The organism is Micromonospora sp. WMMD723 (genome assembly GCF_049863385.1).
In the GTDB taxonomy this organism is placed as follows: domain Bacteria; phylum Actinomycetota; class Actinomycetes; order Mycobacteriales; family Micromonosporaceae; genus Micromonospora; species Micromonospora wenchangensis.
On sequence record NZ_JBMKNR010000001.1, the window covers coordinates 2,193,812 to 2,207,360 of the forward strand.

General features: G+C 72.7%; 10 protein-coding genes and 1 pseudogene. 6 read left to right on the top strand and 5 right to left on the bottom strand.

All coding sequences use genetic code 11. The features are described 5' to 3' along the window. Window positions 1-14: 14 nt before the first annotated feature. The 6 genes from ACN261_RS09925 (at window position 15) to ACN261_RS09950 (ending at window position 4,847) form a co-directional block, all read left to right on the top strand. Window positions 15-998 (top strand): hypothetical protein, encoded by a 984-nt coding sequence (locus ACN261_RS09925; RefSeq protein WP_421486967.1) that lies wholly within the window; start codon window positions 15-17, stop codon window positions 996-998. Between the two features lie 138 nt (window positions 999-1,136). Then, window positions 1,137-1,997, top strand: coding sequence for a hypothetical protein (locus ACN261_RS09930; RefSeq protein WP_425849628.1), 861 nt, complete (start codon window positions 1,137-1,139; stop codon window positions 1,995-1,997). A 73-nt stretch (window positions 1,998-2,070) separates the two neighbouring features. Continuing rightward, window positions 2,071-2,898: a hypothetical protein gene (locus tag ACN261_RS09935; RefSeq protein ID WP_425849631.1), complete on the top strand. Its 828-nt coding sequence runs from the start codon at window positions 2,071-2,073 to the stop codon at window positions 2,896-2,898. Beyond that, the gene (locus ACN261_RS09940; protein WP_421484945.1) at window positions 2,895-3,704 is read left to right on the top strand and encodes an SDR family NAD(P)-dependent oxidoreductase; all 810 of its coding nucleotides are present in this window, start codon (window positions 2,895-2,897) and stop codon (window positions 3,702-3,704) included. The genes ACN261_RS09935 and ACN261_RS09940 overlap by 4 nt, the downstream gene beginning before the upstream one ends. Before the next feature lie 168 nt (window positions 3,705-3,872). Further along, window positions 3,873-4,412 (top strand): orotate phosphoribosyltransferase, encoded by a 540-nt coding sequence (gene pyrE / locus ACN261_RS09945; protein WP_088641922.1) that lies wholly within the window; start codon window positions 3,873-3,875, stop codon window positions 4,410-4,412. A 57-nt stretch (window positions 4,413-4,469) separates the two neighbouring features. After that, the gene (locus ACN261_RS09950) at window positions 4,470-4,847 is read left to right on the top strand and encodes an ArsR/SmtB family transcription factor (protein WP_007454255.1); all 378 of its coding nucleotides are present in this window, start codon (window positions 4,470-4,472) and stop codon (window positions 4,845-4,847) included. Window positions 4,848-5,188: 341 nt separating this feature from the next. Here ACN261_RS09950 and ACN261_RS09955 read toward each other — a convergent pair. The 5 genes and pseudogenes from ACN261_RS09955 to ACN261_RS09975 all read right to left on the bottom strand — a co-directional run. Continuing rightward, window positions 5,189-5,962 (bottom strand): annotated as a pseudogene (locus ACN261_RS09955) (DedA family protein); the annotation flags it as partial. Window positions 5,963-6,077: 115 nt separating this feature from the next. Further along, window positions 6,078-7,637, bottom strand: a complete 1,560-nt coding sequence (locus ACN261_RS09960) for a cell wall anchor protein (protein ID WP_425849636.1) — start codon at window positions 7,635-7,637, stop codon at window positions 6,078-6,080. A gap of 162 nt (window positions 7,638-7,799) precedes the next feature. Beyond that, window positions 7,800-10,310 carry a polynucleotide kinase-phosphatase gene (locus ACN261_RS09965; RefSeq protein ID WP_425849637.1) on the bottom strand — a complete coding sequence of 837 codons (2,511 nt, stop codon included), beginning with the start codon at window positions 10,308-10,310 and terminating at the stop codon, window positions 7,800-7,802. After that, entirely contained in the window at window positions 10,307-11,746 is a 1,440-nt protein-coding gene (locus ACN261_RS09970; RefSeq protein ID WP_425849640.1) for a 3' terminal RNA ribose 2'-O-methyltransferase Hen1, read from the bottom strand. The genes ACN261_RS09965 and ACN261_RS09970 overlap by 4 nt, the downstream gene beginning before the upstream one ends. Before the next feature lie 203 nt (window positions 11,747-11,949). Continuing rightward, window positions 11,950-13,539, bottom strand: a complete 1,590-nt coding sequence (locus tag ACN261_RS09975) for an LPXTG cell wall anchor domain-containing protein (protein WP_425849643.1) — start codon at window positions 13,537-13,539, stop codon at window positions 11,950-11,952. Window positions 13,540-13,549: the final 10 nt, after the last annotated feature.

Consider the following 13,549-nt stretch of genomic DNA (forward strand, 5'->3'; position numbering starts at 1 on the left):
CGTTGCGCCGCCGGCTGCCACCGCGTGCGGTGGACGCTGCGGCGTACCTGCAGGCTTTCGTGCTGTCCGGGGTGGCGACGGTGCTGGTCACCCGGGCGTTCCTGCGGGCGACCGGCTACCCGCAGCTCGGCGGCGGCGGCCTGCACATCGCGCACGTGCTCTGGGGTGGCCTGCTGATGACCGTCGGCCTGGGCGTCGCGCTGGTCTTCCTCGGCGGGCCCGCCCGGATGGCCGGGGCGGTGCTCGCCGGGATCGGCTTCGGGCTGTTCATCGACGAGGTCGGCAAGTTCGTCACCGCCGGCACCGACTACTTCTACCGGCCGGCCGCCGGGATAATCTACGCCGTCTTCGCCCTGCTGGTGGTGATCACCCAGGCGCTGCGCGAACGGCTACGCCCGACCCCCGGCGAACGGGTGGCCAACGCGTTGGACGTGATCGTCGGCGGGGTCGGCCGGGGGCTCACCGACCGACAGCGAACGGCCACCCTGCGGCTGGTCCGGGGTGCCGGCCCGGAGGTCGAGTCGGGGGTGTCCGCACTGCTGGACGTGGTGCCGCACCGGGAACCACCGCCGCGGCGGTTCTGGCAGCCCTGGGTGGACCGGCTGCGGGACGCGCTGATCCGGCTGACCGCCCAGCGTTGGGTGGTCCTGCTGGTGGTGGCCTACCTGGTCGTCGAGCCGGTGGCGACGGTGGTGGCGGTCGCCACCGAGGGTGTCACCGGCGAGCTGGACCAGCTCGGCGAGTGGGGCGCGGTGCTCGGGGTGTCCGCCTCGGCGGTGGTCGCCGGGGTGCTGAGCATCCGCGCCGCGTTCCTGCTCCGCAACGACCGGCGGGCCGCGTTCCGGCTGTTCAAGCTGGCCCTCCTGGTCGACCTGCTGTTCGGGCAGATCTTCAACTTCACGGTCAACCAGTTCGGCGCGGTGACCGGGCTCGCGGTGGACCTGCTCCTGCTCGCCGTGGTGACCGCCGAACACCGCCGACTGGTCCGCCAGTCGTGACCTCAACGGCCCCGGCCGGTCTCCGTCCGTGCCCGACAGCCGTGATTCGGCGGCTCCACCAGCGGGTACGGCTCCGTCGTACCCGGTGCGACGGGACTGCGGACGTTACCGTGGTGCGGTGATCTAGGAAGGAGAATCATGGTCGATTCCCACAGCACGCCCGCCCGGACCCGTCCGGGTCTGGTGACGCTCTCCAGCTACCTGCTGATGTTCTTCGCGGCGCTCCAACTGATCGGGCTGATCCTGACCCTGGCGATCAGCGGGAAGCTGCGCCAGGCGTTCGAGGACGCCTTCGAGGGGACCGCGAGCGAGGTCGAGGGCCTCGGCACCGCCGTCGTGGTCTTCGCCGTCGGCGCGTCCGCCGTCCTGCTGCTGATCGCGCTCGCCCTCGTCGTCCTGGCGATCTTCAACAACCGGGGCAGGAACGGCAGCCGGATCGCCACCTGGGTGGTCGGCGGCATCATGGTCTGCTGCGTCGGCGGTGGGCTGGTCAACGGTGCCGCCGGTTTCAGCGGTTCCACCGGCTCCACCTCCGGGGACGCGCCGAGCGCCGAGGAGCTGGAACGCAGCATGAACGCCGTGCTGCCGTCCTGGTACAACCCGGTCAGCACGCTGCTCGGGGTGGTCAGCCTGCTCGCCCTGCTGGCGGCGCTGATCCTGCTCGCCCTGCCGCAGTCCAACGAGTTCTTCCGCAAGCCCAAGGCGGGCTGGGAGCCGCCGGTCCCGGGTGCCACCTACCCGGCCGCGCCCGGCTACCCGCCCACCCCCGGCTACCCGGCTACGCCGGACTACCCGCAGCCCGGTGCCCCAGGCCAGCCCGGTGCCCCCGGCCCGTCGCCGGCCCCGGGCCAGCCCGGCCCGTCGTCGGCCACCCCCGGCGTACCGGACCAGCCGCAGTCGTCCGACGGCCCGTCCTGGTCGCCGCCGTCGGGTGGGGAGCCCGACCGGCCCACCGGAGGCAGCGGCCCGGACGACCCGCAGCGCCCCGCCGGCAGTTGACGGGCGCGTAACAGCGACACCGACGATTCCCTCCGAGTAGGTTGCACACCGACGCCTACCGGAGGGAATCGTCGTGTCGTACCCGGATCAGGTGCCGGACCGTCGTCCGCCGGTGGTCACCGTGGCGGCGGCGCTGCTCGGGCTGATGGCGCTCGCCGCCGGGGTCTACGCCGTCACCAGCCTGCTCGCCCTGGGCGGCACGATCGACCGGTTCCGGGGCGCCGCCGCCGGTACCGACGCCGACCCGGGCGACGTCGACGGGCTGGTGCGGCTGCTGCGGCTCGGCACGGTCGGTGCGGCGGTGTTGACGGTGCTGGTGGCGCTGCTGCTGGTCGGCCTCGCCGGTGGGCTGCTCGCCCGGCGTCGGGCGGCCCGGGTCGGCGTCTGGGTGGTCTGCGGGCTGGGCCTGCTCGCCGGCGGGTGCGCCCTGGCCGTGCTGGTCGGCCAGCGGGCCAGGCCGGTGCGGCTGGGCAGCGGTGACCAGGGGGTGGCCGCCCTCTTCACCACCCTCGACGACGCCTATCCCTCGTGGTGGGTGCCGGTGAACGCGGGCGTCTCGGTGGCCCAGGCCCTCGGCTACCTCGTGGTGGCCGTGCTGCTGGCCCTGCGACCGGCGAACACCTGGTTCACCGGCGGGCGGCCGGCGCGGCCCGGATACGGGCCGTCCTCGTTCACCGCCGCGCCCTACCCGTCTCCCGGGGCCGCGCTGCCGCCGGTGTCGAGCTGGTCCGGGTCCGGGGCCGCCGCCCAGGATGCGGTACCGGCCGCGTCGCGACCCGGTCCCGGGTCGACCCGCACCGAGCCCGGTGCCGGGCCGGTGGCGTCCGGGCCCGAGCCCGGTGCCGGAGCAGCCGCGTCGGGGCCTGATGTGGTCCGCCGTCCCGTCGAGGAGCAGCCGTGACCGTCGACCGAACCGTGCCCGGCCGGTGCGCGTTGATCACGGGTGCCACCGCAGGGATCGGCGCGGCGTTCGCCGGGCAACTCGCCGCCGAGGGCTGGGACCTGGTCCTGGTGGCCCGGGACACCGCCCGGCTCGACGCCACCGCCGCCGAGCTCACCGGCCGGTACGGCAACCGGGTGGAGGTGATCTCCGCCGATCTGTCCACCGACGACGGATGCGCCCGGGTGGAACGGCGACTGGCCGCCGACGAGCCGGTGGACCTGCTGGTCAACAATGCCGGATTGAGCCTGAACCAGCCGTTTCTGCGGTCCACCGTCGCCGACGAGACGCGGCTGCTCCGGTTGAACGTGCACGCGGTATTGCGACTGACCCACGCCGCGCTCGGGCCCATGACCAGGCGCGGTAATGGGACAGTGATAAATGTCTCTTCGGTCGCCGGCTTCGGTCCGGTGATGCCGGGCTCCACCTATCCGGCCAGCAAGGCATGGGTCACCAGTTTCAGCGAATCGATCGGGCAGTCGGCCCGCGCGGCGGGGGTGCACGTGATGGCGCTCTGCCCGGGCTACACCCGCACCGGCTACCACGAACGCACCGGCATCGACATGTCCGGCATGCCGCGGTGGATCTGGCTCAAGGCCGACGACGTGGTCGCCGAAGCCCTACGTGACCTGCGGAAAGGCAAAACCGTAAGCGTTCCCGACTGGAAGTACAAGCTGGCCGTGGCGAGCCTGCGGCACGTGCCGCGCCGGCTGCTGCGCGGTGCCTTCCGGGACCGGCGCGGGCAGGTCGACCCGGCCGGGCGGTGAGCGGCAGGCGGTGCCGGTCGACGTGCCGGTACCTCCGGCCTGGCAGCGCAACTCTGCCGGTGCGGTCGCGCAGCGTAGCCGTCCATCGCCAGTCATCGAGCACCCGCGTGGTCGGTCCGGGTGGGCCGCACACACGACCCACAGACTTGAGCAGTACCCTCTATCGCCATGGGGGACCACGACGACCTGCGTAAATTCATCACTGACCTGGCTGTGGTCCATGGCCGGGTCGTGCTCTCCTCGGGGCGGGAGGCGGAGTGGTACGTCGATCTGCGTCGCGTGACTCTCCATCACCGGGCCGCTCCCCTGGTCGGTCGGGTGATGCGGGAGCTGACCGCCGACTGGAATTACGACGCGGTCGGTGGGTTGACCCTGGGTGCCGATCCGATCGGCATCTCGATGTTGCACGCCGCCGCAGAGACCGATCGACCCCTGGACGCCTTCGTCGTCCGCAAGGCCGGCAAGGCGCACGGTCTCCAACGGCGGATCGAGGGTCCTGAGGTGGCCGGCCGGCGGGTACTGGCGGTGGAGGACACCTCGACGACGGGCGGCAGCGTGTTGACGGCCGTCGAAGCTCTACGCGAGGCCGGGGCGGAGGTCGTGGGCGTGGCGGTGATCGTCGACCGTGGCGCCAGCGACGTCGTACGTGCCGCCGGACTGCCGTATCGGGCGGCCTATACGTTGGCTGACCTCGGCCTTGTGGCGTAAAAATTTGCCGATTCGGATCTGCTGATATGCAGGCGGATCGATGCTGCTGGTGGAAGGATGGAATACGTGGGAACTGCGTTGGCTGAAATGACCATGCCTCAGATCTCGCCGCTTGCCGGCGAGCCGATCGAACGTGCCGACGCCGAGCGGCTGGCGGGGGTCCTCAAGGCCCTCGCCGACCCCGCCCGGCTGCGGCTGCTCAGCCTGATCCAGTCGGCGCCCGAGGGCGAAGCGTGCGTGTGTGACCTCACCGCGCCGCTCGGCCTCTCGCAGCCGACGGTCAGCCACCACCTCCGCATCCTCACCGAGGCCGGCTTGCTGGAGCGGGAGAAGCGTGGTGTGTGGGCCTACTACCGGCTGGTGCCGTCGGCGATCGCCACGATCGCCGACCTCCTCACGCCGCCGCGCAAGCGGGCCACCAAGAAGGCCCGCTGACTGAACCCGTTCGTCCCGTCCAGGGGCGACGTCCGATGGCGGACCAGGGGTGGCGTCATCGGGTGGTGACGGCTGTCCGTCACCGGTCAGTTCGCTGATCCACCACCGTGCCCGCGGTGGCGTACGCGTACGCAACGGCCGGTCCTCTCCCCGAGGGCCGGCCGTTCGTCGTCCGCCGTTCAGTGGCCCTGCCCGTGGTCCGGGTACCGCCCGCCGTCCTGCGGCGGGCGCTGCCCGTACGTCTGCGGCGGGAACCGCTGGTCGTGGCCGGGCTGCTGGCCGTACGGCTGCGCGTGGCCGGCGGGCTGCCCGGGGTGCGGCTGCCGGGTCTGGTCGTGGTGGTGGTGCTCGACGGCGTCCCGGACGGCCTCGATCGTCCCGACCGCCGTCGCGGCGGTGATCACGGCCACGGCCTCACCGCGTCGACGCGCCCTGCGGTCGCGGAGGAACTCGAAGAAGATCGGCAGCACCGAGAGCAGGACGATCAGTGCCACGACCGGCAGGATGTACCTGTCGATCTTGTCGCCGATGGCGTTGTAGATCTGATCGGCGAGCAGGTAGCCGATCAGCAGGATGCCGTCCACCCAGAGGATCGCGCCGACGACGTTCCAGAGGAAGAACTGCTTCGCCGGCATGCCGAGCACCCCGGCCACCGGGTTGAGGAACGTCCGCACGATCGGAATGAACCGGGCCAGCACGACGGCCTTGGCCGGGCCGAACTTCTGGAAGTAGTACTCCGCCTTCTCCACGTACTCCTTCTTGAAGAGGCGGGAGTTGGGGCGGTCGAACATCCGCCGGCCGTAGCGGGCACCGAGCCAGTGCCCGAGCTGGGCCCCGACGATCGCGCAGATCGGCCCGCCGATGAGCAGCCCGACCAGCGAGAGCCGGGTGCCGTCGCCGAAGATCGCGTCGGCCACCGGTGAGGCGGCGACCCCGGCCAGGAAGAGCAGTGAGTCACCGGGGAAGAAGAACCCCACCAGCAGACCGGTCTCGGCGAAGAGGATCACCCACACGCCGATCAGCCCGAAGGTCTGGAGCAGATCCTTGGGGTCGAGCGGGTTCAGCGCGACCGTCTCGGCGACCACCCGCGTCTTCTCACCTGTGTCCACGGCCACACACCATACCGAGCCCGCGAACCGCCGGTCGCGGCACGCGCCCCTTCGACCGGCGACTCACCCCACTGGACCCGCCCGGCCGGGCCATGACAAGCGCCCGGCCGGGCGGGGCCGGTCAGGCCACGAAGCGCGCCCGGCGACGCCACGCCGCCAGGTAGCTGCCCGTCCCGGCCAGCAGCAGCAACCCGCCGACCCCGGCGACCAGGACGGTCGGGGAACCGGTGATCGGCAGCGTGCCGTCGTCCCCGCCCTGCCCACCCGAGCCGGCGTTGACCAGGATCTTCGCGGTGTCGTTGCGCGGGTCGAGGTCCGTCGTGGTCGTCGGGCCGTAGAGCAGCTCGGTCCGGCCGGTCAGGGCACCGGCCCGGTCGATCCGGAACGAGAACGGCAGGGCCACCTTCCCGCCCTTGCGGATGACGTCGTACTGGTAGCAGAGGTAGGCGCGGGCACCCGGCCGGCCGCCCTCCTCGTCCTGGATGTCGGCGTCGAGGCAGTTCCTGGGGGCCTTCACGGCGGTGACGCCCTTCGGCACGGTCATCTTGACGATCGTGTAGAAGTCACGGCCGCCGTTGGACGACGAGGCCGGTCCCCGGTTGGTGTAACCGATCGTGACCGGCACGGTCTCGCCCACCCCGGCGGTGATCCGCACCTCGTCGGCCGCCAGGTCGGCCCGCTGGTTGCCGGTGACGGTCAACTCGATGGCGGTGTCGTTGTCGGCCGGGTCGACGTCGGTCTGCGCTGCCCGGGACGCGCCGACGGGCAGTCGGGTACCGACCTGCTCCAGCCGCAGCACGTCACCGGTGCCCTGCTGGTCGAGCGTGTACCCGGGCTGCTGGTCCGCCCAGTCCTGCGGGGTGAACCAGGTGGCGGTGCCGGTCTGGGTGTTCGGTGCCGAGACGTCGCCGGGCACGGCGACACCGAAACCGCCGCCTACCCGGAACACCCGGCCCGGCGCGATCTCGTCGTCGAAGGTGCACACGAACAGGTTCGGCGTGAAGTTGGTCAGGCCGCCCCTGCTGCCGTAACGGCAGTTCCGGTAGCGCTGCGACGGGGTGAGACCGTACATCGCCGACACGAGCAGCACCGCGCCCCGGGCGGTCTCCTGCCCCTGGTTGCCGACCGACAGCCCCACCGGCAGCCGGGCACCGGGGCCACCGGTCAGCGTCACCGCGGGACCCGCCACCAGGTCGACCGCCTCGCCGACGAGGACCGTCGACGTGGTGCTGCTCGTACCCGACCTGCCGGTGGTGACGGTGAACCGGAGCAGGCCCTGTCGACCCACCGGGGCACCCGCGCGCGGGCGTACCGACAACGAGAGCAGGTCCGGTGCGTCCTCCTGGTAGGCCAGGCAGGTCAGCACGGTGCCGGTACGGGTGCAGGCCGGGGCGGCGGGACCGCTCACCTCGGCGAACGCGTCGACCGCGCCGTAGTCGACGGTGATGGTGTAGCTGTCCTGGAGTTTCTCGCCCGGCACCCGGAGCACCACCGTCCTACCGGGCCCACCCGGAGCCAGGGTGACGTTGTTGGCGGACGTGGTGAACCCGGCCGTCGCCACCTGGTCGGGGGAGGCCCCGGGGCTCGCGGGGGCGGCCGGGGCGGGAGCGGCGGAGGCGGCGACACATGCGCCCACCACCGCAAGTCCGGCCAGCCAACGACGCGTCGCGTGCTTGCGCATCAGCGGATCCTGTCCTGAGGAAGTGCTACGGCGGTCGCCGCAGCCTAAGGAGTTCGTCCCCGGCCGGGCGTCCCACGCCGACGGGTGGCGGCAGAATGGACCGAACGGCCGGCGGATCCACCCCGAAGGCCCACCCCGCCCGTCCCGCCGTGGGCGGGGCGGTCAGAGCCGGGGGTCGACCGGCTCCGACTCGCAGGCGAGGATCGCGAAGACCAGCCCGTGCCGACGCCACAGCGGGGCGTCGGCGACGTAGGCGTCCAGGGCGGCCAGGCCGAGCGCGTGCTCGCGCAGCGCCAGGCCCCGCTTGCGCCCCAGCGAACGGCGGCGCAGCGCGGTGAGCTGTGCCGGATCGGTGTAGCCCGGACCGTAGATGATCCGCAGGTACTCCCGGCCCCGGCACTTGATCCCCGGCTGGAGCAGCGAACCGCGTGCCGACCGGGCGGCCGGACCCGCGTACGGCTTGACCACCATCCCCTCACCACCGGCCGCGGTCAGCGTCGACCACCACCCGGTGGCCGCCGCCACCGCCGCCTCGTCGTCAAGCTCCACCACCTGCCGTCGGGTCGGCGTGAAGAACTCCGGGTCGGCCGCGCAGAGCCGGTCGGCCAACGCCAGGTGCCACCCGTGGTCCCGGTCGGTGAAGGTCACCGTCGCCCCGGCCAGCACCGCGAACGGCGCCAGGGTCACCCCGCGCAACCCGTCGGTGGGTGCCACGTACGCGCGGTAGGCCGCCGAGTAGCCGTCGACCTCCGCCTGCCGGGCCGCCATCCGGTCCCGCAGCGCGGCCACCGGCAGTCCCCGGGCCGCCGCCGAGTCCAGCGCGGCGAGAGCCGCCGGCAGCGCCGCCCGCCCGGCCGCCCCGACCCCGGCGTACTGCTCGCGGATCAGCCCGGCCGCCTTCGCCGACCAGGGCAGCAGCTCACAGTCCAGCAGTAGCCGGTCGGTGCCCAGCTCGTCCCACAGGCCGGCCGCGCCGACCGCCGCCCGGACCCGGTCCAGCAGCTCCCCGTCCAGCGGCGGGCCGAAGAACGGCCTACCGGTACGGGTGTGCACCACCCCACCGCCGAACCGGTCGGGTTCCCGCTCGACCAGCACCACCGCCCGGGAACCCATGTGCTTCTCCTCGCACACCACCCGCTGCACGCCGGCCGAGCGGTAATCCTCGAACGCCTGCGTCGGATGCTCCAGGAACCCCGGCACGGTCGACGTCGAGCAGGGCGCCATCGTCGGCGGCAACCAGACCAGCCGACCCGGGTCCACCGCGAACCGGCTCATCACCTCCAGCGCGGCGGCGGCGTTCTCCGCCGGCACGGTCAGCGTGCCGTAGGCGTGCTCCAGGTGCCGCCGCCCGGTCACGTCGGCCAGGTCGAGCACCGTGTCCGGGCGGGTCGGGGCGAACAGCGGCCGCGCCGGGGCGTACCACTCCCGCTGGGCGTCGACCGCGACCAGCTCCCGCTCGGGGTAGCGCAACGCGGTGAGCTTCCCGCCGAAGACGCAACCGGTGTCGACGCAGATCGTGTTGTTGACCCATTCCGGGGTCGGGGTCGGGGTGTGCCCGTACACGACCGTCGCCGCACCCCGGTAGTCGCGCGCCCACGGGTAGCGCACCGGCAGGCCGTACTCGTCGGTCTCGCCGGTGGTCTCGCCCCAGAGCGCGAACGAACGGACCCGGCCCGACGCGCGGCCGTGGTAGGCCTCCTTCAGGCCGGCGTGCGCCACCACCAGCCGGCCGCCGTCCAGCACGAAGTGGCTGACCAGACCGTCGATGAAGGTCGCCACCCCGGCCACGAACGCCGGGTCCTCGGCGTCGAGCTGCGCCATCGTCTCGGCCAGACCGTGGGTGAGCCTGACGTCCTGGCCACGCAACTTGCGCAGCAGCTTGTGCTCGTGGTTGCCCGGCACGCAGATCGCGTGCCCGGCCGCCACCATGCCCATCACCAGACGCAGCACGCCGGGCGAGTCCGGGCCGCGGTCCACCAGGTCACCCACGAAGACGGCGGTACGACCAGCCGGGTGCACCGCGTCCACCGGGCGACCCGCGTCGTCGCGGTGCAGCACGAAGCCCAGCCGCGTCAGCAGCGCCTCCAGCTCCGCCCGGCAGCCGTGCACGTCACCGACGATGTCGAACGGCCCGGTCAGCTCCCGCCGGTCGTTGTGCAGCTTCTCCAGCCGGACCTGCGCGGCGTCGATCTCCTCGACCCCGCGCAGCACGTGCACCCTGCGGAACCCCTCCCGCTCCAGTTGCCCGTACGACCGGCGCAGGTCACGCTGCATCCGGGCCAGCACCTGCCGGCCGTGTGTCCGGTCGGCGCGGGCCTGGGTCCGTTCCCAGGCCAACGCCTCCGGCACGTCCAGCATGATCGCCACCGGAAGCACGTCGTGGTCCCGGGCCACCCTGACCAGACCGGCGCGGGCGTGCGGCTGGAGGTTCGTCGCGTCGACCACGGTGAGCCGGCCCCGGCGCAGTCGGACCCCCGCCACGTGGTGCAGCGCCCCGAACGCGTCGGCGGAGGCGGACTGGTCGTTCTCGTCGTCGGCGACCATCGCCCGGAACGCGTCCGAGGCGAGCACCTGACTCGGCGCGAAGTGCCGCGCCGCGAAGGTGGACTTGCCCGAGCCGGAGACGCCGACCAGCGCCACCAGGGCGAGTTCGGGAATGTCGAGAATGGTCATCGGGTCGTCTCCTGGCTGGCCACGGCGGTGAGGACGGCGAGCTGGGTGGGGTGGCCCAGTTCGGGGTCGTGGTCACCGACCCCGCTGATCGTGGCCGTGTAGCCGTGCTCGGCGGCCACCCGGTCGACCCACGCCGCGAACTCGGCACGGGTCCACTCGAACCGGTGGTCGGGGTGCCGGAACCGGCCCGCCGGCAGCCCCTCGTACCGCACGTTGTACTCCGCGTTCGGGGTGGTCACCACGAGCGTGCCCGGCCGGGCGTGACCCAGCACGGCGTCCTCCAGCGCGGGCAGCCGGGCCGGGTCCAGGTGCTCGACGACCTCCATCAGCACCGCCGCGTCGTAGCCGCGCAACCGGTCGTCCCGGTAGGTCAACGCCGACTGCCACAGCCGGACCCGGTCCTGCTGCCGCTGGGGCAGCCGGTCCAGCCGCAGCCGGCGGGCGGCCACGGTCAGCGCCTGGGCGGAGACGTCCACCCCCACCACCTCGGTGTAACGCCGGTCGGCGAGTAGCCCGGTGAGCAGCGCACCGCCGCCACACCCCAGGTCCAGCACCCGGCTCGCGCCGCTGGCCGCCAGCGCGGCGAGCACCGCCTCGCGCCGCCGTGCCGCCAGGGACGCCCGCCTGGGGTCGGCGACCGCCGGGCCGGTGGCCTCGTCGACACTGTCGTCCGGCACGGGTACGTCGGCCAGCCGCAACTCGGCCAGCCGGGCCATCGCCCGCCCGGCCAACGCCCGCCGGTGCGCCAGGTAACGGCGGGTGATCAGCGCCCGCTCGGGGTGGTCGGCCAACCAGCCCGCCCCGGCCCGCAGCAGTTTGTCGATCTCGTCGGGGGCGACCCAGTAGTGCTTGGCGTCGTCCAGCACCGGCAGCAGGACGTACAGGTGGTTGAGGGCGTCGGCGAGCCGCACCGTGCCGGTCAGGTTGAGGTCGACGTACCGGCTGTCACCCCATTCGGGGTGCTGCTCGTCGAGCGGGAGCGGGGCTGCGGTCACCGCCCAGCCGAGCGGGGCGAACAGCCGTACCGCCAACTCCGCGCCGCCCCGGCAGCGCAGCACCGGCACCCGGATGCTCAGCGGGATCGCCGAGCCGGCCAGCTCCGGGCGGTCCCGGGACACCCCGCGCAGCGCGGAGCGGAACACCGTCGACAGCGCCGAGGAGAGCAGGCTCGACGCGGCGTAGGCGCGGTCGTTGACGTACTGCCCGAGGGTGAAACTCTCCGGGGTGGACGCCGCCCGTCGCCGCCCCACCCCGAGGCGCTGCGGATCGACCTCGACCAGCAGGGCGGCCGTGCACCGCTGCTCTGTCGCCTCCGGGTAGAAGACGTGCGCGGTGCCCGCCGGCAGGTCGAACTCCTGCACCCGGTCGGGGTGCTTGACCAGCAGGAAACCGAGATCCGTCGCCGGCTGGTGGGTGGTGGTCAGGGTGAGCAGCACGCGCCCATGATCCCAGCGGGGCCGATCCGGCGTCGTCCTCATTTCTCCCCCAGGGCCGCCGCTCCTCGGGGCCTCAGCGGTCCGGGTGAGCGGGCGGCGACGCGCAACGCCCGGTGGGCCGGCCCGGTCGGGTACGCGGGCGGTGCAACGCGACACCCCGCCGACCCGGGTGGGTCGGCGGGGTGTCGGAGGTGCGGTGGAGATCAGGCCACGAAGCGGGTCCGGCGGCGGCGGGCCACCAGGTAGCCGGCGGCACCGGCGACGAGCAGCAGTGCGCCGATCCCACCGACCAGGGCCGTCGAGCTGCCGGTGATCGGGAGCGGGCCACCGGCGCCCGCACCCCCGTCACCCCCGCCGGGGCCGTCCGTGCCCCCGTCGGGGCCGGTCGCGTTCACGAGCAGCTTCGTGACGTCGTTGGCCGCGTTGGTGTCCTCGGTGAACCCGTCGCACTCGCACTTGGCGTTGATCGTCACGGTGCCTGCGGCGTCCGGGACCACCTTGTCGATCCGCAGGTCGAACGAGAAGGTCTGCTTCTCGCCCACGGCGAGGTAGATGTCCGGGAGGCAGCGGTACGCCTTGGCGCCAGGCGTGCCGGCGTCCGACCAGTCCGCGTCGCCATCGTCGAAGGGCATGCAGGTGTCGGGCACCTCGACGGCGGTGGTGCCGGTCGGCACGACGACGTCCACCTTCGTGACGGGGGTGCCGCTACGGCTGAAGTCCAGCGACGCCGGTCCGTCGTTACGGACACCGACGGTGGCCTTGACCACCGCACCGGCCTTGCCCTTCACCGAGTCGCCGACGGCGGCCAGGTCCGTCCCGTTCTTACCGGTGGCCTTGACCACCACGCTGGACCAGTTGTTGTACGGGTCGGTGTCGGACTGGAGACCCCGGCGGTTGCCGCCCTTGCCCAGGCTCAGTTCACCGCCGTCGCCGGGCTTGCCGATCGAGATGCCCAGATGCGCCAGGTACGTCGTGAAGTCCTCGAACTCCGCCACCGTCATCCAGTTGTGGTAGCCGTAGCTGCGGCCCGGGGCGTAGGCGTCCTTGCCGAGCAGGTACGGCACGTCGGCGGTCCAGCTCTCACCGGGAGCCGCGACGAGGTCGGTGAAGCTGCACGTGCGCAGCTGGTCACCCTCGTAGGTGCAGTTGCGGTACTTCTTGCCGGGGTGGATGGCCCGGTCGTGGTCGAAGACCGCCACGGCACCCTTGACGGTGCTCTGCCCGACGTTCTGCACCGTCAGCGGGGCGGTGAAACTCCCACCGGGGGCCGTGGACCGCGTCACCTCGGTGCCGCCGGCGAGGTCGACACCCTCTCCGACCCGGACCTTGGCGGTGTGGCTCGCCGACTCGGCACCGTCCGCGCTGACCGTCACCTTCAGCTCGCCGCTGTCGCCGTCCTGCGCGTCGGCGGTCGGTGCGATGACGACGCTGAAGTAGCCGCCGATGCCCCATTCGCCGAGCTCGACCTCGAACGGGTCGGTACAGACCAGGACGCCCTGCTGCGGGGAGGTGCAGTCACCACTCGCCACGCTCTCCGGTTTGACCGTCACCTTCCCGCTCAGCCCGGTGTAGTCGTAACGCACGCTCAGGCCACGCAGGACGACCGGCTCGGAGCTGTGCAGCGTGGGCGAGTTCGTCTTGCCTTCGGAGCCGAGTGCGACGGTCGTGTCATCGAAGTAGATGCCAAGACCGACCTTTGCCTGTTCGGCCGACGCCGGGGTGGCTGAGGCGGCGACGAATGCTCCGGCCACGCTCAGCCCGGCGAGTAGACGCCGGGTCGAGTGCTTGAGCATATGGATTCCT